Annotated in this window: 18 protein-coding genes and 1 other RNA gene; 7 read left to right on the top strand and 12 right to left on the bottom strand. The window is 37.5% G+C overall.

From position 1 onward, the window contains the following. Positions 1-445 precede the first annotated feature (445 nt). Positions 446-952: a CAP domain-containing protein gene (locus tag GILLI_RS02740; RefSeq protein WP_006987598.1), complete on the top strand. Its 507-nt coding sequence runs from the start codon at positions 446-448 to the stop codon at positions 950-952. Positions 953-1,106: 154 nt separating this feature from the next. Here the strand turns inward: GILLI_RS02740 and GILLI_RS02735 are convergent, their stop codons facing one another. From GILLI_RS02735 to GILLI_RS02710, 6 genes are all read right to left on the bottom strand, one after another. Next, a complete protein-coding gene (locus tag GILLI_RS02735; RefSeq protein WP_006987597.1) occupies positions 1,107-2,981 on the bottom strand; it encodes an OmpA family protein in 1,875 nt (624 codons plus the stop codon). Between the two features lie 16 nt (positions 2,982-2,997). Continuing rightward, on the bottom strand, positions 2,998-3,912 hold the full coding sequence (locus GILLI_RS02730; RefSeq protein WP_006987596.1) for a PorP/SprF family type IX secretion system membrane protein: 915 nt from the start codon (positions 3,910-3,912) through the stop codon (positions 2,998-3,000). Positions 3,913-3,922: 10 nt separating this feature from the next. Further along, a complete protein-coding gene (locus GILLI_RS18270) occupies positions 3,923-9,673 on the bottom strand; it encodes an HYR domain-containing protein (RefSeq protein WP_217179230.1) in 5,751 nt (1,916 codons plus the stop codon). Between the two features lie 135 nt (positions 9,674-9,808). Further along, entirely contained in the window at positions 9,809-10,222 is a 414-nt protein-coding gene (locus GILLI_RS02720) for a hypothetical protein (protein WP_006987594.1), read from the bottom strand. Between the two features lie 65 nt (positions 10,223-10,287). Next, a complete protein-coding gene (locus GILLI_RS02715; protein WP_006987593.1) occupies positions 10,288-12,546 on the bottom strand; it encodes a hypothetical protein in 2,259 nt (752 codons plus the stop codon). A 479-nt stretch (positions 12,547-13,025) separates the two neighbouring features. After that, positions 13,026-13,514 carry a hypothetical protein gene (locus tag GILLI_RS02710; RefSeq protein ID WP_006987592.1) on the bottom strand — a complete coding sequence of 163 codons (489 nt, stop codon included), beginning with the start codon at positions 13,512-13,514 and terminating at the stop codon, positions 13,026-13,028. A 257-nt stretch (positions 13,515-13,771) separates the two neighbouring features. Here GILLI_RS02710 and pdxH point away from each other — a divergent pair, with 257 nt between their 5' ends. The 4 genes from pdxH to GILLI_RS02690 all read left to right on the top strand — a co-directional run bounded on the left by pdxH (position 13,772) and on the right by GILLI_RS02690 (position 18,060). Then, complete coding sequence (gene pdxH, locus GILLI_RS02705) at positions 13,772-14,491, top strand: pyridoxamine 5'-phosphate oxidase (RefSeq protein ID WP_006987591.1); 720 nt, start codon at positions 13,772-13,774, stop codon at positions 14,489-14,491. Positions 14,492-14,572: 81 nt separating this feature from the next. Next, the gene (locus tag GILLI_RS02700) at positions 14,573-15,058 is read left to right on the top strand and encodes a SixA phosphatase family protein (protein ID WP_006987590.1); all 486 of its coding nucleotides are present in this window, start codon (positions 14,573-14,575) and stop codon (positions 15,056-15,058) included. Positions 15,059-15,061: 3 nt separating this feature from the next. Continuing rightward, entirely contained in the window at positions 15,062-17,164 is a 2,103-nt protein-coding gene (ppk1, locus tag GILLI_RS02695; RefSeq protein ID WP_006987589.1) for a polyphosphate kinase 1, read from the top strand. Further along, a complete protein-coding gene (locus tag GILLI_RS02690) occupies positions 17,161-18,060 on the top strand; it encodes a Ppx/GppA phosphatase family protein (protein WP_006987588.1) in 900 nt (299 codons plus the stop codon). The genes ppk1 and GILLI_RS02690 overlap by 4 nt, the downstream gene beginning before the upstream one ends. Here the strand turns inward: GILLI_RS02690 and GILLI_RS02685 are convergent. Next, the gene (locus tag GILLI_RS02685) at positions 18,057-18,638 is read right to left on the bottom strand and encodes a MiaE family protein (protein ID WP_006987587.1); all 582 of its coding nucleotides are present in this window, start codon (positions 18,636-18,638) and stop codon (positions 18,057-18,059) included. The two genes, GILLI_RS02690 and GILLI_RS02685, sit on opposite strands and share 4 nt — an antisense overlap. A 2-nt stretch (positions 18,639-18,640) precedes the next feature. After that, positions 18,641-20,710 carry a DNA polymerase III subunit gamma/tau gene (gene dnaX / locus GILLI_RS02680; protein ID WP_006987586.1) on the bottom strand — a complete coding sequence of 690 codons (2,070 nt, stop codon included), beginning with the start codon at positions 20,708-20,710 and terminating at the stop codon, positions 18,641-18,643. Between the two features lie 386 nt (positions 20,711-21,096). Here dnaX and rnpB point away from each other — a divergent pair. Next, positions 21,097-21,429: RNase P RNA component class A (rnpB, locus tag GILLI_RS17810), an RNA gene on the top strand. 68 nt (positions 21,430-21,497) lie between these two features. On the opposite strand, the gene GILLI_RS02675 is transcribed toward rnpB, so the two are convergent. Genes GILLI_RS02675 through GILLI_RS02660 form a run of 4 tightly spaced genes read right to left on the bottom strand, consistent with a single transcriptional unit; the run spans position 21,498 to position 23,881 of the window. After that, the gene (locus GILLI_RS02675; protein WP_006987585.1) at positions 21,498-21,887 is read right to left on the bottom strand and encodes a hypothetical protein; all 390 of its coding nucleotides are present in this window, start codon (positions 21,885-21,887) and stop codon (positions 21,498-21,500) included. 2 nt (positions 21,888-21,889) lie between these two features. Next, positions 21,890-22,432 carry an RsmD family RNA methyltransferase gene (locus tag GILLI_RS02670; protein ID WP_006987584.1) on the bottom strand — a complete coding sequence of 181 codons (543 nt, stop codon included), beginning with the start codon at positions 22,430-22,432 and terminating at the stop codon, positions 21,890-21,892. After that, the gene (locus tag GILLI_RS02665; RefSeq protein WP_245545592.1) at positions 22,423-23,226 is read right to left on the bottom strand and encodes a DUF3822 family protein; all 804 of its coding nucleotides are present in this window, start codon (positions 23,224-23,226) and stop codon (positions 22,423-22,425) included. Before GILLI_RS02665 ends, GILLI_RS02670 begins: the two co-directional genes overlap by 10 nt. A gap of 10 nt (positions 23,227-23,236) precedes the next feature. Beyond that, positions 23,237-23,881, bottom strand: coding sequence for a hypothetical protein (locus GILLI_RS02660; RefSeq protein ID WP_006987582.1), 645 nt, complete (start codon positions 23,879-23,881; stop codon positions 23,237-23,239). A gap of 114 nt (positions 23,882-23,995) precedes the next feature. On the opposite strand from GILLI_RS02660, the gene GILLI_RS02655 reads away from it, so the two are divergent. Beyond that, positions 23,996-25,432, top strand: a complete 1,437-nt coding sequence (locus tag GILLI_RS02655) for an ATP-dependent DNA helicase (RefSeq protein ID WP_040506355.1) — start codon at positions 23,996-23,998, stop codon at positions 25,430-25,432. The last annotated feature ends 14 nt before the right edge of the window (positions 25,433-25,446 follow it).

The raw sequence follows: 25,446 nt of genomic DNA, 5'->3' as shown, positions 1-25,446 counted from the left end.
GATGTGGGCGGGATCTCATCGAAATTTTAATGCTTCCGCTTTTCCTAACTCGTGACCTTTATTGAAGGTGATTGATTTCCATAAATAGGCAGAATTTCCTGATGGCTTACTATCCTACGGTTTCTTTACTTTAATGCTTAATTGAAGGTTTAACCCGTCGGGCAGGTTCCCTGTACCGATTGCTCGGGATGCCTCGAATTTTCAAAAGGATTTTTCAATTTATATCTCGTGGGCCCGCCCTTACCGTTCGGGCGGGCCTGGCCCTAGGTTCTTAATTAATTCATTTTTTTAGTGCAGAAAGGAAATTTGTATAAATAATTTTGTAGGAATAAAATTACAATTTTAGTTAAAATTAACGTAAAATCCGTCAAAAGCAGTGCTAGGTGTGTTTTTAATCGATTTTTTATGTATTTTGGCTATCCCAAACCTATTAACCTACTTACTTATGTATAAAAATACAAAACTGTTGTGCCTGATTTTTTTATGCGTTTTTTCATTCACTTCTTGCACGAAAGACAGTATTTCTCCGGAAAATAACGCCGAATTAAAAACCGCAAATCTTGTTGATGCCTTCGCTTACAGCCAGATTGAAATTGATATTCTAACTGCGGTTAATGATTACAGAAAAAGTAAAGGTCTTACGACTCTTAAAAAAGTCGATGAAATAACCCTTCAGGCCGAAAGTCACACTGTTTATATGGTTGAAAAAAATGTTGTGAATCATGACAACTTCAATGTGAGATTTAAAAATTTGGTTGACGAAATAGGAGCGAGGGCAGTGAGCGAAAACGTTGGTTTTGGTTACAGAACAGCAGATGCGGTTGTGGCAGCATGGATAAAAAGCGAAGGCCATTTGGCAAATATAGAAGGAGATTTCACCCATTTTGGTGTATCTGTTGAACAGGATGAAAACGATAAAAATTATTTCACCAATATATTTGTAAGAAGATAATCATTAGTAATAACCAATCTTGATTATCTTGAGCAAATGAGCTCCTAAATTTGTAAATTAAAATATTAAAAAAGCTACCTCCGAATTTTCGGAGGTAGCTTTTTTAATATCTCTAATTTTAGCCGTTGCTAACATTAGAGTTCAGGAGAACATCTTAATTCATCTTAACTACGCTAAATATAGATCTTCTGTTAAGTTGATGTTCCTTTGAGGTACATCTTTCGCAGTCTATCTCAGGTTGTGTTTCCCCGTAGCCTTTATAATCATTTATACGCCCAGGCGCTATTCCCTGAGAGATCAAATAATCATAGGTAGCTTGTGCACGACGTTTTGCCAATCCCTCGTTGTATTGATTGGATCCTCTAAAATCTGTATGGGATCCTATTTCAATAACGAGTTCCGGGTATTTGTTTTTCATAAGGTCCACAAGTTTATCAAGTTCTTTTGCCGCATCGGGACGGATATTGGACTTATCAAAATCAAAATAAATATTGTTTATTTCAGCAAGATAATCTACATCTCTAATAGGATCTAATTGAATGTTGTAAATCAATTCTTCCTTGTCTAATGTATTAAATGAATTCACAGTCCCTGTGCTAACTTCATATTCTATTTGTCTGGCTTCAATTGGGTATTCTTTATCCCGGTTAATTTCAATTTCATAATTCCCATCTTCATCAGTTTCCAAGAATGCGATTTGTTCGTTGTCTTCATTAAGAAGGCTTACAGTTGCAAGTGGAATTGGCTTTAGGTTTACCTTGTCGGTTACCTGTCCTTTCAATAGCAAAGGTTTTAATAAATTGAATCCATATATATCGTCACTTGTTCCATCACGGTTAGAAGCAAAATATCCAAGGTTAGTTCCGTTTTTCAGAAAAAAAGCAAAATCATCCATATTGCTGTTTACAGGAGCTCCAAGATTTTCAACTTCAAGATTCATCGTAGCCATATCTGCCTTGAAAATGTCCATTAGCCCAAGGCCTGGATGTCCGTTGGAAGAGAAATACAAAACATTATACTCTGTAACGAAAGGAAAAGATTCATCCAAACTGGTATTTATAACAGAACCCAAATTTTTTGGCACTCCGTACGAATTATCCCCAAGGATCTCCGATTTATAAATATCTGTTCCTCCAAGACCTCCCGGCATATCTGAAACAAAATACAATGTTTTTTCATCTGGTGACAAGGCCGGGTGACCAGCCGAATAGGAATTACTATTAAAGGGAAGTTCTACAACGTTTGTCCAATTTCCATTTGAATTGGTGGCGCGATAAATTTTTAGATTATTGGTTTTTTCGCTGTCCCTCTTTCCTTTTTTATTATTGAGATAATTATTTCGGGTGAAGTACATATGAGTTCCATCTTTTGTTATGCTGATGGGACCATCGTGTAAAATTGTGTTCACATCCCCAGATACCGGAGAAATATTTCCTCCTTCCAATTGGTACACATCTAAAAATGGCTCTCCGTTCCAGGAATAAATCTTATTTTGTTTGGACATTCCTTCATCCCGGGCCGAAACAAAATATATGATATCATCTTTTTCGAAAGCTCCAAAATCGCTAAATCCTGAATTGAAATCTACTGTTTCCAGGGTATAATTATCGATAATTTTAAAATCCTCAATATTTTTCGAGATCATTTCATCCACATCCTCTGAAGCATTGCCGGAGTCACGGTATTTCTTTAACCATTCCCTAGATTCATCATAGCGTTTAACCCCTCTCAAGGCTTGTGCATATTTGAAATAATATTCAGACTTAACACCCTCAGTATTAATTGCGTCCCCATAGTAGAATACAGCGTTTTCAGGACTGCGCAATTTCATATAGCTATCACCCAGTTTCAGGTTGTTATAAGTGGTGTTATACTCATTCTCTATGAGATCCTTATAAACTTCCACGGCTTCAAAATAAGCCAGGTCATTGTACAATCTATCGGCTTTTTTTTGTTTACCGGATTGGGCTGAAACCGTGAAACTGTTTCCGATAAAAAGCAGAAGTATTAAATAGTAGAAATTCTTCATAATAGCTTATTTTATGTTAGAAAAATCTTGGAGATTTATATTTAGTGTTTTGAAAGCGCAGTTCATAAATCAGGATGACCTCGTGTGAACCTGAGGTATAAGGTCTAAGATCGGAAATTGAATATTCATATCCATATCCTATGCGCAGGGGTTCGAAGATTTGAAAATCTATAAAAGCGCCAATTGCATCATCTATCCTGTAAGTTGCCCCTAAATACAACTTCTCGTCATATATTACTGTACTGGACATATCAAAGGACAAAGGAGCTCCATTGGTAACTTTTGCAAGTGCTGTTGGCCTTAATTTCCAGGTATCACTGAGATCAAATACATAACCCCCTGTCATATAGTAGTGGACCTGCTCCAGGGCTACAAATTCGTTGAAATCATTATTATCATTATTTATAATTTTGGGAGCAGATAATCCTACATACCATTTTTGAGATGAAAGGAAAAGTCCAGCTCCAAAATTTGGAGTCCATTTATTGAATTGTTCTCTAAAAAATGGATCCTGCAGCACAGAAGGCTCGTTAAATAGATCTTCATCAAGATCATAATAACTAAATCCACCCTTTAACCCAAAAGACAAAGTAATATCCTGGCTTACATTGATGGTATATGAAAAATCACCATATAAATACGTGTAGTTTTCATAACCGGTTTTATCGTTGATTACAGATAACCCTAAACCAATTTTCTCATTCCTTAATGGACTGTGGATGGATAGCGTTTGGGTGCGAGGTGCCCCGCTAATTCCTGCCCATTGGTTTCTATTGAGAGCGGTTAAAGAGAAGGCGTCCCTGTTTCCTGCATATGCAGGATTTATAGAAATTGTATTGTACATATATTGTGTGAACTGCGGAAGTTGCTGAGCCTGGGTGGTCCACAATCCTACAAAAAGTACCGATATTAGGAGATAGAATTTTTTCATGGTTTTAGATTTATTTTGTTCCTAAGTAGATGTATCCTTGAATTGGTGCTATTTCGCCGTTATTAACAGTTAGAATATAGAAATAGGTTCCCGAAGGCAATTGATTTGATCCGGTAAAGGATTTGTTTGAGAATCCGTCCCATTCATTCGTATAATTTGGATTAGAATAAATTTCAGCACCCCAACGGTTAAATATTTGTACCCCGAACCTGAAACCACATAATGGATCAACTTTTATTTCGAAGAAGTCGTTAAAACCATCTCCATTAGGAGTTACTGCTTTTGAAACTCCGGCTTTAATACCATCTATATCACAACCTTCGGGATCTACCACACATAAGTCGTTTATACTTACCAGCACACTCGTGGTTGAAGGACAATTTCCGCCTAGTACATAAGTGAAGTTGTAGTTTCCAACAGCTAACAATTTAGGGTCTATAAAGCTTCCGGCTAAAGCTCCTGTTTGATCCGTATCTACCCAGGTACCGGTTTCATCAAAATCACCTGATAACAATTCGAATAGATCATAAACAGAGTCTTCAATACAAAGATCAACGGTAGTTGTTTGGATTGTTGTTGCTGTAGGTTCATCTAAAGTAACCTGAACAGCATCCGAGATTTGTCCACTGCTATTTTGAGCAGTTATACTGTATGTTCCCGGTTCAAGATTGATAAAAACTCCACTTTCCTGATAATCGGTTCCGTTGATACTGTATGTTAATCCCTCTATAGTTTGAACGGTGATAGTCCCTGTTGCTACTTCACAGGTAGGTTGAATAACCTCGACCACTAAAGGCGGTTCTGGTTTTTCATCCAGCAATTCTTCCACTATGATATCGAAACTACAAGTTGCTGTATTTCCTGAAGCATCTGTTACTACAAACGTATTTGTTGTAGTTCCAATAGGGAAACTACTTCCTGAAGAAAGACCTGCTGTTTGTTCAATAGTTGTATCAGGACAATTATCCGTAGCAGTAACCGATTCGTAATTTACAACCAGGCTGGTCACTCCGAAGTCAACCGTTAAACTGATGTTTTCAGCACAGTTAATTACAGGAGCCTCATTATCGATTATAGTTACGGTAAAGCTGGTAGAAACTGTATTTCCAACAGCATCGGTTGCAGTGTAAGTCACCGTTGTAGTTCCCACAGGGAATTCACTTCCAGAAGCTAAGCTTCCTTCATTAAGTGTAACTACTGTTCCTTCGCAATTATCTGTAGCAGAAGGAGCAGAGAAAGTAACAACTGCACCACAAACTCCAGCATCTGTGTTAACAGTGATATCTGATACAGATCCAAAAGTTGGGTCTTCAGTATCATTTACGGTTACATCGAAGCTACAAGAAGCGGTGTTTCCAGCCGCATCTGTGGCAGTGAAAGTTACTGTGGTAGTTCCTACTGGGAATACTTCCCCTGAGGCAGGACCTGCAGTTTGAGTAACGGTAACTTCTTGTCCTGAGTTATCTGTTGCGGTTGGAGTTTCAAAGGAAACCACAGCTCCACAAATTCCAGCATCTACTTCCATATCTATATTAGCAGGACATAGGATTGTTGGTGGATCATTATCTGTTATAGTAATTGTAAAGCTACAAGAAGATGTATTTCCTGAAGCATCGGTTGCAGTAAAAGTTACTGTAGATTCTCCAATTGGAAACTGACTACCAGAGGTAAGTCCCGCAGTCTGTTCAACGGTTACGTCACAATTGTCTGTTGCAGTTGCATCTTCAAAAGTTACAATTGCAAAACTTTCTCCAGCTTCTGTTGTTTGATTCACATTTGCAGGACAAGTTATTGCAGGATCTTCGTTATCTACAACGATCACATCAAAGGATACTGTGGAAGTATTTCCAGCTGCATCGGTTGCAGTGTAAGTCACCGTTGTAGTTCCCACAGGGAATTCACTTCCAGAAGCCAAGCTTCCTTCATTAAGTGTAACTACTGTTCCTTCGCAATTATCGGTAGCAGTTGGAGCTTCAAAAGAAACTACGGCTCCACAAACTCCAGCATCTGTGTTAACAGTGATATCTGATACAGATCCAAAAGTTGGGTCTTCAGTATCATTTACGCTTACATCGAAGCTACAAGAAGCGGTGTTTCCAGCTGCATCTGTGGCAGTGAAAGTTACTGTGGTAGTTCCTACTGGGAATTCTTCACCTGAGGCAGGACCTGCAGTTTGAGTAACGGTAACTTCTTGTCCTGAATTATCTGAAGCGGTTGGAGTTTCAAAAGAAACCACAGCTCCACAAATTCCAGCATCTACTTCCATATCTATATTAGCAGGACATAGGATTGTTGGTGGATCATTATCTGTTATAGTAATTGTAAAGCTGCAAGAAGATGTATTTCCTGAAGCATCGGTTGCAGTAAATTCTACATTTGATTCTCCAATTGGAAACTGACTACCAGAGGTAAGTCCCGCAGTCTGTTCAACGATTACGTCACAATTGTCTGTTGCAGTTGCATCTTCAAAAGTAACAATTGCAAAACTTTCTCCAGCTTCTGTTGTTTGATTCACATTTGCAGGACAAGTTATTGCAGGATCTTCGTTATCTACAACGATCACATCAAAGGATACTGTTGAAGTATTTCCAGCTGCATCTGTAGCAGTGTAAGTCACTGTTGTAGTTCCCACAGGGAATTCACTACCAGAAGCCATGCTTCCTTCATTAAGTGTTATCACTGTTCCTTCACAATTATCGGTAGCAGAAGGAGCAGAGAAAGTAATGACTGCTCCACAAACTCCAGCATCTGTGTTTACATTGATATCTGACACAGATTCAAAAGTTGGGTCTTCAGTATCATTTACGGTTACATCGAAGCTACAAGAAGCGGTGTTTCCAGCTGCATCTGTGGCAGTGAAAGTTACTGTGGTAGTTCCTACTGGGAATACTTCCCCTGAGGCAGGACCAGCTGTTTGAGTTACAGATACATTTCCAGAATTGTCATTTGCAACCGGCATTTCGAATTCTACTACTGCTCCGCATAATCCGGCATCAACATTCATATTGATATTGGCAGGGCAGGAGATAGTAGGATCTTCTTCGTCTATAATTGTTACTGTAAAACTACAGGTAGCGGTATTTCCGGCAGCATCGGTTACAATATATGTGTTGGTTGTAGTTCCAATTGGGAATTCACTTCCTGAAGGTAAACCTGCAGTTTGCTCTGTAGTAGCTCCACAATTATCGGTTCCCAAAGGAGCTTCAAAAGTCACTACTGCTGTAGCTTCACCCATATCGGTTGCCTGGCTGATGTTGTCTATACAAACAATCACAGGAGCCTCATTATCGATTATAGTTACGGTAAAGCTGGTAGAAACTGTATTTCCAACAGCATCGGTTGCAGTGTAAGTCACCGTTGTAGTTCCCACAGGGAATTCACTTCCAGAAGCTAAGCTTCCTTCATTAAGTGTTACCACTGTTCCTTCACAATTATCGGTAGCAGTTGGAGCTTCAAAAGAAACTACGGCTCCACAAACTCCAGCATCTGTGTTAACAGTGATATCTGATACAGATTCAAAAGTTGGGTCTTCAGTATCATTTACGGTTACATCGAAGCTACAAGAAGCGGTGTTTCCAGCTGCATCTGTGGCAGTGAAAGTTACTGTGGTAGTTCCTACTGGGAATACTTCCCCTGAGGCAGGACCAGCTGTTTGAGTAACGGTAACTTCTAGTCCTGAGTTATCTGTTGCGGTTGGAGTTTCAAAAGAAACCACAGCTCCACAAATTCCAGCATCTACATCCATATCTATATTAGCAGGACATACGATTGTTGGTGGATCATTATCTGTTATAGTAATTGTAAAGCTACAAGAAGATGTATTTCCTGAAGCATCGGTTGCAGTAAAAGTTACTGTAGATTCTCCAATTGGAAACTGACTACCAGAGGTAAGTCCCGCAGTCTGTTCAACGATTACGTCACAATTGTCTGTTGCAGTTGCATCTTCAAAAGTTACAATTGCAAAACTTTCTCCAGCTTCTGTTGTTTGATTCACATTTGCAGGACAAGTTATTGCAGGATCTTCGTTATCTACAACGATCACATCAAAGGATACTGTGGAAGTATTTCCAGCAGCATCTGTAGCAGTGTAGGTCACTGTTGTAGTTCCCACAGGGAATTCACTTCCAGAAGCCAAACCTTCGGTTAAGCTAACTTCAGTTCCTTCGCAGTTATCGGTTGCGGTTGGAACTTCATAATTCACAACGGCGCCACATATTCCGGCATCTGTGTTAACAGTGATATCTGATACAGATCCAAAAGTTGGGTCTTCATTATCATTTACGGTTACATCGAAGCTACAAGAAGCGGTGTTTCCAGCCGCATCTGTGGCAGTGAAAGTTACTGTGGTAGTTCCTACTGGGAATACTTCCCCTGAGGCAGGACCTGCAGTTTGAGTAACGGTAACTTCTTGTCCTGAGTTATCTGTTGCGGTTGGAGTTTCAAAGGAAACCACTGCTCCACAAATTCCAGCATCTACATCCATATCTATATTAGCAGGACATAGGATTGTTGGTGGATCATTATCTGTTATAGTAATTGTAAAGTTACAAGTAGATGTATTTCCTGAAGCATCGGTTGCAGTAAATTCTACAGTTGATACTCCAATTGGAAACTGGCTACCAGAGGTAAGTCCTGCAGTCTGTTCAACGCTTACGTCACAATTGTCTGTAGCTGTTGCATCTTCAAAGGTTACAATTGCAAAACTTTCACCAGCTTCTGCTGTTTGATTCACATTCGCTGGGCAAGCTATTGCAGGAGCTTCATTATCTACAACGATCACATCAAATGATACTGTGGAAGCATTTCCAGCAGCATCTGTAGCAGTGTAGGTCACTGTTGCAGTTCCCACAGGGAATTCACTTCCAGAAGCCATGCTTCCTTCATTAAGTGTTATCACTGTTCCTTCACAATTATCGGTAGCAGAAGGAGCAGAGAAAGTAATAACTGCTCCACAAACTCCAGCATCTGTGTTTACATTGATATCTGACATTTCTGAAAGAATTGGATCTTCAGTATCAGGAATTGCTATTATTTCAACTTCTGTTGAAGATGAGATACATTCTCCATCTATAAATCTTGTAGTAATAGAATAAGTTCCTGTAGCAAGGTCACTAAACAATGTGCTAGTTTGATAGTTTACGCCATCAATACTAAATTCAACATCATCAACCGCTACTAAAACTATTGAACCATTATTAAGGTTGCAAGTTGTGTTAATACTAGAGTCAACTACTGGTGCAGCTGGAGTATTAAGTTGCTCATTTACTTTTATGTTCTCACTAGCTGGAGAAATACATCCTGCTGCATTCGTTACTGTAAAGGAATAGTTTCCTGCATTAGCAGTTACCAATCCTGAATCAGAAATACTTACTACACCAGGAGTAAAGTCATAATCGCTATCAGCATCGAAGTCTGCTATTTGGAAAGATCCAGTTGCTGTAGTACAAGTTGGTTGAGTTACTTCTCCTGCTACTGGTGCAGCTGGAGTATCAAGTTGCTCATTCACTTTTATGTTCTCACTTGCTGGAGAAATACATCCTGCTTCATTCGTTACTGTAAAGGAATAGTCTCCTGCATTAGCAGTTACCAATCCTGAATCAGAAATACTTACTACACTAGGAGTAAAGTCATAATCGCTATCAGCATCGAAGTCTGCTATTTGGAAAGATCCCGTTGCTGTAGTACAAGTTGGCTGAGTTACTTCTCCTGCTACTGGTGCAGCTGGAGTATCAAGTTGCTCATTTACTTTTATTGTTCTCACTTGCTGGAGAAATACATTTTGCTTCATTCGTTAGTGTAAAGGAATAGTCTCCTGCAGTTGCAGTTACCAATCCTGAATCAGAAATACTTACTACATTAGGAGAAAAGTCATAATCGCTATCAGCATCGAAGTCTGCTATTTGGAAGATCCAGTTGCTGTAGTACAAGTTGGTTGAGTTACTTCTCCTGCTACTGGTGCAGCTGGAGTATCAAGTTGCTCATTTACTTTTATGTTCTCACTTGCTGGAGAAATACATCCTGCTTCATTCGTTACTGTAAAGGAATAGTTTCCTGCATTAGCAGTTACCAATCCTGAATCAGAAATACTTACTACACTAGGAGTAAAGTCATAATCGCTATTTGCATCGTAATCTACTATTTGGAAAGTTCCCGTTGCCGAATCACACGTTGGCTGAGTTACTGTTCCCGCTACTGGTGCAGCTGGAGTATTAAGTTGCTCATTTACTTCTAAGTTCTCACTAGCTGGAGAAATACATCCTGCTGCATTCGTTACTGTAAAGGAATAGTCTCCTGCATTAGCAGTTACCAATCCTGAATCAGAAATACTTACTACACTAGGAGTAAAGTCATAATCGCTATTTGCATCGTAATCTACTATTTGGAAAGTTCCGTTGCCGAATCACACGTTGGCTGAGTTACTGTTCCCGCTACTGGTGCAGCTGGAGTATTAAGTTGCTCATTTACTTCTAAGTTCTCACTAGCTGGAGAAATACATCCTGCTGCATTCGTTACTGTAAAGGAATAGTTTCCTGCATTAGCAGTTACCAATCCTGAATCAGAAACACTTACTACACCAGGAGTAAAGTCATAATCGCTATCAGCATCGAAGTCTGCTATTTGGAAAGATCCCGTTGCTGTAGTACAAGTTGGCTGAGTTACTGTTCCTGCTACTGGTGCAGCTGGAGTATCAAGTTGCTCATTTACTTTTACGTTCTCACTTGCTGGAGAAATACATCCTGCTTCATTCGTTACTGTAAAGGAATAGTCTCCTGCATTGGCAGTTACCAATCCTGAATCAGAAATACTTACTACACCAGGAGTAAAGTCATAATCGCTATCAGCATCGAAGTCTGCTATTTGGAAAGATCCAGTTGCTGTAGTACAAGTTGGTTGAGTTACTTCTCCTGCTACTGGTGCAGCTGGAGTATCAAGTTGCTCATTCACTTTTATGTTCTCACTTGCTGGAGAAATACATCCTGCTTCATTCGTTACTGTAAAGGAATAGTCTCCTGCATTGGCAGTTACCAATCCTGAATCAGAAATACTTACTACACTAGGAGTAAAGTCATAATCGCTATCAGCATCGAAGTCTGCTATTTGGAAAGATCCCGTTGCTGTAGTACAAGTTGGCTGAGTTACTTCTCCTGCTACTGGTGCAGCTGGAGTATCAAGTTGCTCATTTACTTTTATGTTCTCACTTGCTGGAGAAATACATTTTGCTTCATTCGTTAGTGTAAAGGAATAGTCTCCTGCAGTTGCAGTTACCAATCCTGAATCAGAAATACTTACTACATTAGGAGAAAAGTCATAATCGCTATCAGCATCGAAGTCTGCTATTTGGAAAGATCCAGTTGCTGTAGTACAAGTTGGCTGAGTTACTTCTCCTGCTACTGGTGCAGCTGGAGTTCCTACAATTGTAATTGATTGTGTGCTTATGTTTGTACATGTTCCAGCATTATCTGTTGAATATATGATTGTATATGGTCCAGGTGTAGAAGCATCTAAATCAATTACTCCAGTAGTTGAATTTATAATTAATCCTGTAGTTGAATTAAATGATCCACCGCTAACACCAGTCACTGTAGGTGTTACATCAGTACCATCAACACAATATGGAGAACCTGAATAACTAAACGAAGCATTATCCAAAGTATTTATCGTAATAGTCGCCTCTTGAGAAGGTATTTTTAAATTTGCGCAAACTGCACTTACAATAATAGCTCTATATCTTGTGGTAACAGTTACATCGGAAGGGGTGTAATTTCCGGCTATAGTAGGAATGTTTCCGACAGAAACCCACCCGTTTCCTTCATTTTTCTCCCAGTCAACCACATTACCAAAAGAACCATTAAGAGCTAGCTCTGTTGGAATATACTTTCCAGAACAATATTCTTTACCTCCTGAAATAACTCCCGATAAAGCAATGTCAAATACTAAAGGAGGATGGGGACATAAATTAGAATTTAAATTCCCCCCCTTCACAGATATATATTTTCCAAGTTGAATAGAATTACCACCAACCAAATTGCATATATCAATCACCGAACCCGCTCCTAGAGGTATCTTCACTTCAAGAAATCTACTATCTCCTGGCGCAAAATCTCCAACAGCCGCTTTAATACCGAAATTTGTCGCACTAGTTTGAAAACTAGTACCATCCCACTTTAAAACTTCTAGGGAATTGCTGTTGTTAGTGTTTATTTGTACAACCAAATCTGCATCTCCAACAACTATCTCTTTATTTGCGAATCTATCTGTTCCAATTGATTTCCCATCAGTATCAAAGTAATACCTGAATATAGCATTTCCGCCATTTCCAACCTGAAATCCCAATAATAAATAAGGATCCGCAGGAATGTCATTGTTAATTGTAGCTAAAACTTTCACTACGTCACAGGTAGTACTTGCATTAGAATCTACAGCACTTGTTTGAGCATCTGAATATTCTGTAGCATTGAAATTCCCATCAGGTACAGTTTGTGAATAACCAGTAGAAAAATTGAAAAAGCATCCAGAGAAAATTAACAGGATGGTTAGAGTTTTAAAAAAAGAAGGAGGTTGGGCACAATTTTTTTTATTAAAAAATAATGTAGCTTTATCAACCAACAATGCAAAAGTAGTTTTCCAAATCATAATTTACATCTTTGAATTATATAATTCTATTTTTGAAACTATCCCTTCCAGGATTTGTTTCCTTTATTTTACTCAGACGATAAAAGATGATTTGTAGGGTTACAATCATCAAAATGTTCTAAAATGGACATTTATAATTAATACGGAAGATTGTTTTTCTGGAAATCTTTGACAAATCGATTTGGGGACCAATTTGGGTTTTTGCATTAATTATTGGTAAATATTATTATAAATGATTGTTAAAAAAAGGAATAGTTAAAATTTTAGATGTAATACAAAATTAACTCGATGAAATGCAATAATTTAAGTTTTTTATTAGGGGTTTTCCCCCATTTTAATTAGGAATATGATTAATTGGAAAAGTGGTTTTTCAATAATCAATAAGGGAAATCCTTTAATTTTAAAGCTGAATATTAAAGGGTTAAAATCAAAAAAAGGTTGCCCATAAAGACAACCTTTTCGTTAATTTTTTTTGGTTATTAATTGAACTCATACATCAAAATGCGATGATTTTCTTCGTTTACCAATGGAAATTTGTCGAGGTCTATTTCATATATCCAACCTTCCGTAATAGTATCAAACACATCGTATTCGGAATCTATCGTATATCCTAATTCCTGCCGGGCATAATTTATCCAGGTTTGGTAAGTCGGTAAATCCATGGAAGCTTTATTTGCCTCTACTATTAAATAATTGTTTTCAATAGTTATGCTAAAACGGGAGTTTCCATTATTACTAACTTTACCGATATTCTCCCAATTTCCTTCGTTCATCTTTGATATATTAATACTGCTAAGATTTTTGGGATCAAAATCTACAGCATAGGTCTGGTGATCTCTTCCATAACTGTCAGGATTTACCATCCCGGGTAGCGAGCAACCGGTAAATGCAATTAGACTTAAAAAAAATAGTGAGAATTTTAGATGTTTTAAAATTAGGGTGTTAAAGGCAATACTTAATTTGAACATAGGGGGGGGCTACTTTAAAATAATTGTTGATAAAAATTCTAATAGTAGGTTAAAGATTAAAAGTCTTTGGGGAAACTTAGATCCACGGTAAATTTAGTTATATGGATGCTTAGGTTCTAATTTAATAGATGTAAGTATAGATATATTAGTTCAAATACAGCATGTTAAATACTAGTTAAAGCTTTTTATTTTATTAATAAGTTATCAACAGTTTGTGCTTTTAGGATTAATCAATTCAACTTTTTTCAAACTTTTAAATGGAGTCTACTATATTATCTACAAATCTTGTAAATTGCGTGAAAGTTGATTATATGGGGAAAAATTTATCTGATTACCGTAAAAATTATATCAAAGGAGAGCTGCTGGAATCTGAAATTCCTGAAAATCCGCTGGAATTATTTCATGCGTGGTTTGATGAAATGGAAATGGTACTAAAATACAGGCGGGAATTAAATGATTCTGTAGAAGCAAATGCTATGACTGTTGCAACAATTGGGATTGATGGTTTTCCAAAAAGCAGGATCGTTCTTTTAAAGGAGTTTAATGAAGAAGGATTTATTTTCTTTACCAATTACACTTCAGAAAAGGGAATATCCTTATTGAATAATCCCCATACATGCCTTTCCTTCTTTTGGGCCGGCCTGGAACGTCAGGTGATCATTAAAGGAAAAGCAGAAAAAATCTCCGAAGAAAAATCGATAGAATATTTTAATTCACGGCCACGAGGCAGCCAGTTAGGAGCCTGGGCTTCAAATCAGAGCAGTGAAATCAAATCCCGTGAGATTTTAAATAATAATCTAAGGGAACTTGAACTTAAATTTAAAGATATGGACATTCCAAAACCCGAACAATGGGGAGGATTTCTTGTAAAACCGGAAAACTTCGAGTTTTGGCAAGGAAGGTCCAATAGGTTACACGACAGAATATTATATAGTAAAGTCAAAGATTCCTGGGATTTTAGGCGATTAGCGCCCTGATACGTTTTTGTAAAAAGGAGTGTAAATCCTTGAGTTTTTCTACTCCCATTTATAAATTAGGATATTTAAAATATAAAAAGAATGAAAAGACTAATTTTAGTTAGGCACGGGAAGTCCTCCTGGGAAAATAATCTTGAAGATGAAAAACGACCTTTGAAAAAGAGAGGGTATAGGGATGGTGAACTTATAAGTACTACTTTTGAAGAATTCGTGGAACAGCCTTTAGTTATTTGGTCCAGTCCTGCTGTTAGAGCGCTGGAGACGGCGAAAATATTTAAAGAAAAATTGAATCTAAAGGATGAGAATTTCTTTATAAAACCTTCCTTGTATACATTTAGCAGCCGGGATTTATTCTCCCAAATACAGCGTTGTGATCCGGAAATTGACCAACTGATGGTCTTTGGACATAATCCGGCAATGACGGTTCTTGTGAACGATTTGGGAGATAAAAATTTTCCCTCTATACCAACTACCGGACTAACAGTGATAGATTTCAAAACAAACTCCTGGAAAGACCTGAAAGATGGAAAAACAATTTTAAATTTATTTCCGAAAAATTTGCGTTAATTAATGAGCAGTAATCAATATATAAACAGGGAGCTTAGCTGGCTTCAATTTAATGCGAGAGTGCTTCAGGAAGCTGAAGATGAAACAGTTCCATTAATAGAAAGACTTCGTTTTCTTGGAATTTTCTCCAATAATCTTGATGAATTTTTTAAAGTTCGGTACGCTACTATCAAACGGATAGATCTTGCAGGAAAGAGTGCTAAGAGTGTTTTAGGTGGGATTAAAGCTGGAAAACTTCTGGAAGAGATCACACAAATAGTGATTGACCAACAATCTGAAAGCCTAAAAATTTTAGATAGAATTCAAGATCAGCTGGAAAATCACAATATTTTTATAATCAATGAAAAACAGGTATCCAAAACTCAGGAAGCTTTTATAAAAAGCTATTTTCTTACACATGTGAGTCCGGCGCTGGTTACCATTATTTTAAACGATCTGGTAAAAATTCCAAGCCTTAAAGATAGTGGGGCATATCTCGCGGTGAAAATGGTGATGAAGGAAGAAGTTCCGCAACAAGGAATTTCCAAGCTTCTCAATAGGCAGGTGCACGACAGAAAATATGTTTTGATCGAAATTCCCAGAAGTATAGATCGTTTCGTGGTGCTCCCTGCCGAAGGTGAAAAGCAATACATCATTTTACTGGATGATTTGATTCGGTTTAATTTGAAAACAATTTTCAATATTTTTGAATATGAAAGCATTTCAGCTCATATGATAAAGATAACCCGGGATGCAGAGTTGGATATCGACAGTGACCTGAGTAAAAGTTTTATCGAAAAAATATCGATGAGTGTAAAGGATCGAATTAAAGGAGATCCCGTGCGTTTTGTGTACGATATGAATATTGGCGAAGATACCCTGGGATACCTTATGGGGAAAATGGGTATAGACTCTACAGATAGTATTATTCCCGGTGGAAGATATCATAACCGGAGAGATTATATGAATTTCCCCAGTCTTGGGAATGATAAATTACTGTATAAGGCAATAGATCCTTTGCCTATTCCGGGTTTGGTACTGCAGGGAAGCTTGTTAGGAATGATTTCAAAAAAGGATTACCTGCTTTATGCCCCATATCAAACCTTTGCGTATGTTGTTAAATTCCTAAGGGAGGCGGCACTGGACCCGAAGGTAAAAACCATAAAAATCACTATTTACAGGCTGGCAAAAATATCACATATTGCCAGTTCCCTAATTAATGCTGTTAAAAACGGCAAAAAAGTAACCGTCCAAATCGAGTTAAGAGCCCGGTTTGATGAAGTTGCGAATATTCGTTATGCAGAACAAATGCAGCAGGAAGGAGTAATTTTGATCTTTGGGGTTACAGGTTTAAAAGTTCATTGTAAAACCTGTGTGATAGAACGGGAAGAAAAGGGCAAATTAATTAAATATGGTTTCCTGAGCACCGGGAATTTTAACGAATCTACCTCCAGGATATATACAGATTATACCTTGTTTACAGGAAATCAGGAATTGCTGAAAGAGATCAATAAGGTTTTCGATTTCTTTGAAATTAATTATAAAGTTAGCAGGTACAAGCATTTACTGGTATCTCCTCATTATACCAGAACAGCATTAATCAAACTCATATCTACAGAAATTGAGAATGCCCAGAAAGGGAAGTCGGCCGGAATAAAATTAAAATTGAATAGCCTCTCAGATTTTGCACTTATTGATAAATTGTATGAAGCAAGTCAGGAAGGAGTGAAGATCCAGCTTATAGTTAGAGGTATTTGTTCTCTTATTCCCGGGATTCCTGGAATGAGCGAAAATATTGAAGCGATAAGTATTATAGATAAATTTCTAGAACATCCCCGGGTTTATATTTTTGAAAATGCGGGAGATAAAAGGGTATATATCTCCTCTGCAGACTGGATGACCAGAAACATGGATTATAGGGTGGAAGTATCCTGTCCAATTTATGATGAAAACATTAAACAGGAAATTTTGGAAACTTTTGAGATTAGCTGGAGAGATAATGTAAAAGCCCGGGTACATTCTATAAATCAGGACAATGCATACAGAAAAAATAATCTTCCGGCATGTCGCTCGCAATTTGCCTTATATGAATATTATCAGAAAAAATTAGAAAACTACCAGTTGTGATTAAACAAAGAAATTATGCAGCGATAGATATTGGTTCCAATGCAGTACGATTATTGATATCAACAATAACCGAACAGGAAAACAAAGAACCTATTTTTAAAAAAACTTCCCTGGTTAGGGTACCTATTCGTTTGGGATCTGATGTTTTTATGACCAAAAACATCTCCGAAGAAAACAAGATGAGGATGCTGGATACCTTGCAGGCTTTTCAATTGTTGATGAAGACTTATAAAATTGAAAAATATAAAGCCTGCGCTACTTCTGCCATGCGTGAGGCTAATAACGGGCAGGAAGTTGCAAATCTTATCGAGGAAAAAACCGGAGTACAAATCAACATAATCAATGGGAGCGATGAAGCAGCTATGATCGCTGCAACAGACCTTCATGCGCTTATTCAAAGTGATAAAACGTATTTATATGTAGATGTTGGGGGTGGAAGTACAGAGTTTACTTTTTATTCCAATGGAGATACCATTGCTTCAAGATCTTTTAAACTAGGAACGGTTCGTATTCTCGAAAATATTGTAGATCCCGGAACCTGGGACGAAGTGGAAGCCTGGATTAAGGAAGTTACCGGAGATTACAAAAAAATAGATTTGATAGGTTCCGGTGGGAACATCAACAATATTTTTAAAAGCAGTGGGAAATCAATTGGCAAGCCACTTAGTTTTCTTTATTTAAGTTCTTATTATCAATTGCTAAATTCCTTCACCTATGAAGAAAGGATCACAGAGCTTAATTTGAATTCAGATAGGGCCGATGTTATTATTCCCGCAGCAAAAATTTACCTATCTGCGATGAAATGGACCAAAGCCCGCAGGATTTATGTTCCTAAAATAGGATTGGCAGATGGAATTATAAAATCGTTGTACCAGGAAAGTCAGGATAATATTTAGCCATGGATGCTTTCTTTTTTACCTAAATCTTTCATTACCCCGGCTTCAAAAGTTAACAGTTCCTGCCACTTTTTATCTACATCTTTTCGTTCTCCGTATTGGCGGGCAAAATTTAGGAACAAGGTATAGTGGTTTGCTTCGCTTATCATCAACTGTTTATAAAATTCTCTAAGCTGCGGTTCTTTCAGTTCTTCGGAAAGCAACCTGAATCGTTCACAACTTCTGGCTTCAATTAATGCGGCAATTAAAAGGCGGTGAACCATTTGATCGATCCTGCTGCCTCCTTTAGGAAAGAATTCCCTCACTTTTATCACATACTCATCTTTCCTATCGCGACCTAATGTATAGCCCCTGTTAAGCAATTTATCGTGAACCATTTTAAAATGTGCTACTTCCTCTCTTGCAAGCGCTGTCATTTCGGTAACAAGTTCAGAATATTCAGGAAAACTTACAATTAAAGAGATGGCAGTAGATGCCGCTTTTTGTTCACACCAGGCGTGGTCTATCAAAATTTCTTCGATATTCTTTTCTGCAATTTCTACCCAACGTGGGTCCGTAGGTAATTTTAATCCTAGCATAGTTATATTTCTAGATCAAATGTTGTTCGTAACTTTTCAATAAGCGGATTTTTTTCCTTTAGCTTATTATATTTTTCCATATTGGTGAAAGCATATTTTTTCGCCACTTTTTCATTCACGATAATGTCCAGCGAAATATTCGTGTTTTGAAGCTTTTTCTTCAAAAAAGCCATCATAGGATTCTGGCCTTTTTCAAGATCATTTTTCATGGTATCTGCCGGCAATTCAATAGAAATAATTTTCCCTTCAACTTTAGGCATATCCGTCTCCATAATGGAAGCAAGAATTTTTTCACCTTTATTCTTCAACCTGTGAATGTATTCATCCCAGGCAGCCTGCAATTGCACCTCGGTAAATGCTTCATTTTTTTCCTCTTCCACTTTAGGCTTAGTTCCCTGCTGTTTTGCAAGTAATTCCTTTCTTTTCCTGATGCTGGCCATAGAAAGGCCTGAAATCTTTTCTACGGAAGCTGACTCTTGATTCGTTGAGAGTTTTTCCTCATCCATGGTTTCTTCCGAAGTTTCCGGAGTAACGAGGTTTTCTTTCACTTCAGCTTCCAATGTTGATGTATCTGGAATGGAATTGACTTCTTCTACTTTTTCTGAATTTTGCACGGTTTTATCGTAGGCTGCTTCTTCAGTATTTTTTATTTCTTCAGAAGAAAGGGAAGGAGTTCCAGGGCTTTTATCTTCTGCAGTTTCTGCTGTATCTTTGACCTCTTCCGAAGTTTTTGAAATATCTTCGAATTTGCTTATGGTTTCTGAAATTGGTCTTTGATGCAAATTATTTTCTTCAGAGATCTCTGAATTTTGCGGAGAAGGGGATGTCTGGAATTTTTCCGGCTTATCTTCAGCAACCGGTAATTGCGATGCTGCGTCTGGAGCAGAACTTGACGTTGCATATTCGTGATCTCTAACGATCGTTTTCTTTTCAGAAGAAAGCTTTACCGCCCCAGGTAATGCATTTATATAATTCTCAGCAGGGATTATAAATGGTTCAGACTTTTTTTTTTCTCCATCAAAGGTGACAGAGGCAAGTTGCATTAGGCAAAGTTCTACCAATAAACGTTGATTCCTGCTGCTTTTATATTTTAGGTCACATTCATTTGCAAGCTCGATTCCCTGTAAAAGAAAACGATGATCTGTTTTCTGGGACTGGTCAAAATATTTTGTTTTTGTGGTGTCTCCAACCTCAAGTAAATGGATCGTTTTTGGATTTTTACAAACCATAAGATCCCGGAAATGTGAAGCCAGACCGGCAATAAAATGATGCCCATCAAAACCATGGGAAAGTATTTCATTGAACGCTACCAGGAGTTGCGGAATATTATTCTCCAGAAGAAGATCGGTAACATCCAGGTAAGTTTCATAATCCAAGACATTCAAATTCTCTGTTACCGCCTGTCTGGTAAGGTTTTTCCCTGAAAAACTCACTACCCTGTCATAAATGGACAAGGCATCTCTCATAGCGCCGTCTGCTTTTTGAGCGATAATATGAAGCGCATCATCTTCAGCGTTTATACCTTCTTCTCCGGCGATATATGCCAAATAGTTCTTTGCATCGGTTACAGTGATCCTTTTAAAATCAAAGATTTGACAGCGCGATAGTATGGTGGGAATTATTTTATGTTTTTCGGTGGTTGCAAGGATAAAGATTGCGTGTCTTGGTGGCTCTTCCAGCGTTTTTAGAAAAGCGTTAAAAGCAGCGGTGGAAAGCATATGCACCTCATCAATAATATAGACCTTGTATTTACCAACCTGAGGCGGGATGCGAACCTGATCTATCAAATTCCTGATATCATCTACAGAATTATTGGAAGCTGCATCCAATTCAAAAATATTGAAAGCAAAATCCTCATCCTGAGTATGGGATTCATCCTGATTGATCATTTTTGCCAGAATCCGGGCACAGGTAGTTTTTCCTACTCCCCGCGGACCCGTAAAAAGCAATGCCTGGGCAAGGTGATCGTGTTCAATGGCATTTAAAAGCGTATTTGTAATTGCCTGTTGCCCTACAACATCTTTAAATGTCACAGGACGGTATTTTCTCGCCGATACTACAAAATGCTCCATGAATAATTTTTGAAAAACAAATATAGAAATACCATCTTTAAGAAGTAAATGTAAACCCTTAATTTTTGAAGGAATGTGATATCTAAATTTAATCCCTCCTTGAGGGTTTTTAAAACTATTTTCCAATTCATACCTCGGGAGCCTGCCCGAAATGAATTTCATTCAGGCGGGCCTGCCCGTACCATTTGGGTGGGCCTGCCCCGAGGTTCTTGATTCTTATTAGAGATTTAAATCTCCAATGCCCGCCCGTACCATTCGGGTGAGATTTCATGGAAATTCCGGATGTCTTTTCATCTTAGATTTTTAGCGGGCTTATGTGTTTTTATTGTTTATTTTATTTGGATAGAAATTGATGTTATGTTAGGAAGCTGCTGTATCTTTGCCTGAAAGCAGATCGCCTTATCGCCTTGATTTAGATCAGGGAGGAAAGTCCGGACACCATAGGGCAGTATAGTGGGTAACACCCACCGATCTTAACTCCGGTTTTACCGGAAGTGGGATCAGGACCAGTGCAACAGAAAGTATGTACAGATAATGCTGTAGTGAAACCAGGTAAACTCTATGCGGTGCAATGCCATGTATACCGGTATTTAAGGGCGGCCCGTCCGTTGCCGGAGGGTAGGCAGCTAAAGGTTTTTGGCAACAAAAATCTCAGATAAATGATAAGGGTCCCGGAGTTTTTCGGGATACAGAATCCGGATTATAGATCTGCTTTTTTTATTTTAGAACCATTCAAAAAAAGTGTTTGAATTTTATTTTGGAAGTAGGTTCAGTCTTTTCTTTAAGATCACGAAAATTTTTCTTTACTCAGGATCTCCTTTGCCCAGGTTAATGCCTGCTCAAATTCAGTGAAAATTTCAAACGGAAACCTAGCAAAATTTTTCTCAAATATAGCCATTTTAAGAGCTGCTGCATTCTCGCTAACTATTGCAATTCCCCAAAGATTCGTGGTTTTTTCAAGATTCACGTATATAGTTGGGTCAACATTATAGGAATTGGATCTTTGCGAAATATAAATAAACTTTCTTTCCATATAAATTCCAGAGCAAGCTTTAACCAACTCATCCGTATTATTTTGATCGAGAACAACATCTTCCTTAATCTTTGAAACTACAAAATCCTTGTAAAATTTAAGAGTGGTAAATTCCAACTCGATAGTTTCTATAAGTGGATCCATACTTATGGTTTAGGAACAAAAAAACTAAAAACTGAATTCCCATATTTTCTTGATTCGCTATAGTTTTCTAATGATGTAAGTTTGGTATGCTTGGAATGTTCGATAATCAAAATCCCTTTTGGGTTGAGAATGTTCTTTTCCATAACCAATTCAACTATTTTATTGAATTGATCTTCCTCAAGATCGTAAGGAGGATCTGCAAAGACCAAATCGGCTTTAACAGGTGCTTTTTCAATGTATTTAAAAACGTCACTTTTTATAGGATTGATATCCAGTTGAAGTTCTGTAGCAGTTTTTTTGATAAATTTCACACATTCAATATTGGCATCAACCGCGATAATTGGACCGGCACCCCGGGAACCAAATTCATAAGCGATATTTCCGGAACCCGAAAAAAGATCCAGTACTTTCAATCCTTTAAAATGAAACCGGTTATTTATGATGTTGAACAAGCCTTCCTTGGCCATATCTGTAGTTGGGCGTATTGGTAACTGTTTTGGGGCAGTAATTCTTCTGCCTTTATGAAGGCCTGATATTATTCGCATTCTATTGATTTAAGTAAAATAAAAGCCTCTCTTTGAAATTGATTGTTGTATTCTTCTGTGAAATTAATATTGAGATCAGGTTTCAGAAACTGAACATTTTTGATATAGGTATATACTATTTGATAAAAAGAGGATTCTTCTGAAATTTCACCTGTTAATATTAAATCTATTTCTGAGGGATCCAGTTTTAACTGCTCTAAGGTAAATAATAAATAATAGATAAAATCTTCGGCAGAATCATATGTAAAGGAATTACTCAGCAAGAGTTTTCCATTGCGAACAATTACAAGATCATAAGAATTGGTATAATTGTTTAAATAAACCTTTGTTAGTAAACTTTTTTCGAGACTTAAAATAGCTTGGGCAAAAACTGAAATACTGTGTTTATATTCAAATTCCCCATATTTATCAAAAAAATAATTGGTGATGTTGGTAAACGGAATATAAACAATTACCAGGTTATTTACCTCAATAAGATCGTGGGCTACCACATCTGTCTTTAATATCTTAGTATTGAATTTTAAATAATTGGAAGCCTCCTCTTCAATAAAATATTCTTCGGGCACTATGCTGTAAAGCTCATTTGAAAAGAGAAGCATAACCTCCTCTATTGGATTTTGAAGAAATTCTTCTTTTTCATAAACCAATTCAATTTCCTTTAAAATTTTAGCAGGATTGAATTCTTTTTGGAATGTGGTTTTTTTATGCCAAACCAGTTGGTTTTCTTCGCAATCCAAAATTAAAAAAGAAAGTCCATTCAGGCATACCTGAATGGACAGTTTCAATTTATTCATATTTAGATCTCTAATTACTGCCATAAACTGTAGGCCAGTTACCGGTGGTATTTACCTCTTCCATAGAACCTACTCTTATATACGCTCCATTTACTCCATCCACAGATACCACTTGTTTTTCCTGCATAATCAAATCCTTATCCTGATCATGGAGGATAATGCTTTTATTCACCTTTGCTTCAAAAACCGGAATTTTATTGTCATTTTTTGTTACTGTACCAGCACTCATTTCAAATTTGGCGTCCACACCATCAACAGGAACAAACATCATTTTTTTATAGCTACCTGTTTTAAACAAGGAATCTTTTACAGATGCATATCCAAGAGTGTCTATAATCACAATATCTTTTTGCCTGTCAACACCAAATGCTTTTCTATATTCCTCATCAAGTATTGTGGAATCTCTACGCTGAGTCAAAACGAATTCTGCTGTATCGATGAAGGTCACCAATTTGTCAAAATCTTTTGCGAAAGTTCCGGTGATTTGCTGATGCGCCAATTGTGCACCACGAATATCCTTGAGCCGTTCAATCACTTTGGCGTAACGCTTTTCTTTAACTTTATTAAACTGGATTGGGTCATACACTGAGTTAAAAACCAGGTATCCCAAAAAGATGATAACAATCCAAAGGAGTAATTGAATAACAAGTTTCATGCTTTCGTAAGTTTTAAATTAATTGAGTTCATCGCAAATCTACAATTTTTTTTTATTCGTAAAAGTTTCTGCCCTAAAAATACGTTGTTATCTTTGACTTTTGCAAGTAAGCCTATGGAAAATTTAAATGCCGGTACGTTTTATCAACTATTAATCAAGGAATTAGGCTTCGAGGCAAAGGCAAAACAAGATATTGCATTGCAGCAACTCTCGTCATTTGTTGTTAATCCCTCACCAGACACTTTATTTTTGCTAAAAGGTTACGCCGGAACGGGTAAAACCACCATTATTAGTGCGCTTGTGAAGAATCTTTGGAAGATAAAACGCAGCGGAATTTTACTTGCTCCCACCGGTAGGGCAGCTAAAGTTATTTCCCTGTATTCCAATCAGGAGGCACAAACCATTCATAAAAAGATCTATTTTCCAAAAAAAACAAGTGGGGCGGGTGTACAATTTGTTTTACAGCCTAATAAACATAAAAATGCAATCTTTATCGTAGATGAGGCATCCATGATCCCGGATGAAAATCAGGATTCGAAATTATTTGAAAACAATGGTTTGCTAGCCGATCTTATAGATTATGTATACTCCGGGCAGAAATGTTCTCTAATTTTAATTGGGGATACCGCACAGTTACCGCCGGTAAAACTGGATATGAGCCCAGCCCTAGAGGAACATAAGCTTCGGGATCATTATAATAAAGAAGTTATTCATATAGAATTGGATGAAGTGGTTCGTCAAAGCGAAGAAAGTGATATTCTGCTCAATGCCACAAAGATACGGGAGGCGTTGGCAGATGAGTTTTATGAATCATTCCGTTTTAATCTTACAGGAAAGGCAGATGTGGTAAGGTTGATGGACGGGCAGGAGATCCTGGACGCTATTCAGGATTCTTATGACACTTTGGGCAATGAGGATACCAGTATTATTGTACGCTCCAATAAAAGAGCAAATCAATACAATCAACAAATTCGATCCAGGATCTTATTTCAGGAGGAAGAAATTTCTTCAGGAGATTATTTAATGGTGGTAAAAAATAACTATTTCTGGATAAAACCTACTTCTGAAGCCGGATTTATCGCGAATGGAGATATTGTAAAAGTCCTGGAAATTCAGGCAATTAAGGAATTGTATGGATTCCGTTTTGCTGAAGTAAATGTTAAAATGGTAGATTACCCCAAAATGCAACCTTTCGATACCGTTGTGATCCTCGATACTCTTGAGAGCAATTCTCCCTCGCTTACCTATGATGAATCCAATAAACTCTACCAGGAAGTGATTCAGGATTACGAAGATGAAACCTCTAAGTACAAAAAGTTCTTGAAAGTGAAGGGGAATAAATTTTTTAATGCCCTGCAAATTAAATTTTCATACGCCATGACCTGTCATAAGTCTCAGGGTGGGCAATGGAATACAGTTTTTATTGAACAGCCTTATTTGCCAAACGGTGTAGACAAGGATTATCTAAGATGGCTTTATACGGCAATAACACGTGCTCAGGAAAAATTATATTTGATTGGGTTTAAAGATGATTTTTTTGCTGAAGATTAAAAAAAGATTACCAA

The organism is Gillisia limnaea DSM 15749 (assembly GCF_000243235.1).
Classification (GTDB): Bacteria; Bacteroidota; Bacteroidia; order Flavobacteriales; family Flavobacteriaceae; genus Gillisia; species Gillisia limnaea.
This window is presented reverse-complemented; position numbering and strand designations above follow the sequence as displayed.

What these genes read in the sequence shown, in the direction of transcription:
- GILLI_RS02740 (WP_006987598.1), top strand. Translation starts at nt 446, where the DNA reads ATGTATAAAAATACAAAACTGTTGTGCCTGATTTTTTTATGCGTTTTT.
- GILLI_RS02735 (WP_006987597.1), bottom strand. Translation starts at nt 2,981, where the DNA reads ATGAAGAATTTCTACTATTTAATACTTCTGCTTTTTATCGGAAACAGT.
- GILLI_RS02730 (WP_006987596.1), bottom strand. Translation starts at nt 3,912, where the DNA reads ATGAAAAAATTCTATCTCCTAATATCGGTACTTTTTGTAGGATTGTGG.
- GILLI_RS02715 (WP_006987593.1), bottom strand. Translation starts at nt 12,546, where the DNA reads ATGATTTGGAAAACTACTTTTGCATTGTTGGTTGATAAAGCTACATTA.
- GILLI_RS02710 (WP_006987592.1), bottom strand. Translation starts at nt 13,514, where the DNA reads ATGTTCAAATTAAGTATTGCCTTTAACACCCTAATTTTAAAACATCTA.
- pdxH (WP_006987591.1), top strand. Translation starts at nt 13,772, where the DNA reads ATGGAGTCTACTATATTATCTACAAATCTTGTAAATTGCGTGAAAGTT.
- GILLI_RS02700 (WP_006987590.1), top strand. Translation starts at nt 14,573, where the DNA reads ATGAAAAGACTAATTTTAGTTAGGCACGGGAAGTCCTCCTGGGAAAAT.
- ppk1 (WP_006987589.1), top strand. Translation starts at nt 15,062, where the DNA reads ATGAGCAGTAATCAATATATAAACAGGGAGCTTAGCTGGCTTCAATTT.
- GILLI_RS02685 (WP_006987587.1), bottom strand. Translation starts at nt 18,638, where the DNA reads ATGCTAGGATTAAAATTACCTACGGACCCACGTTGGGTAGAAATTGCA.
- dnaX (WP_006987586.1), bottom strand. Translation starts at nt 20,710, where the DNA reads ATGGAGCATTTTGTAGTATCGGCGAGAAAATACCGTCCTGTGACATTT.
- GILLI_RS02675 (WP_006987585.1), bottom strand. Translation starts at nt 21,887, where the DNA reads ATGGATCCACTTATAGAAACTATCGAGTTGGAATTTACCACTCTTAAA.
- GILLI_RS02670 (WP_006987584.1), bottom strand. Translation starts at nt 22,432, where the DNA reads ATGCGAATAATATCAGGCCTTCATAAAGGCAGAAGAATTACTGCCCCA.
- GILLI_RS02665 (WP_245545592.1), bottom strand. Translation starts at nt 23,226, where the DNA reads ATGAATAAATTGAAACTGTCCATTCAGGTATGCCTGAATGGACTTTCT.
- GILLI_RS02660 (WP_006987582.1), bottom strand. Translation starts at nt 23,881, where the DNA reads ATGAAACTTGTTATTCAATTACTCCTTTGGATTGTTATCATCTTTTTG.
- GILLI_RS02655 (WP_040506355.1), top strand. Translation starts at nt 23,996, where the DNA reads ATGGAAAATTTAAATGCCGGTACGTTTTATCAACTATTAATCAAGGAA.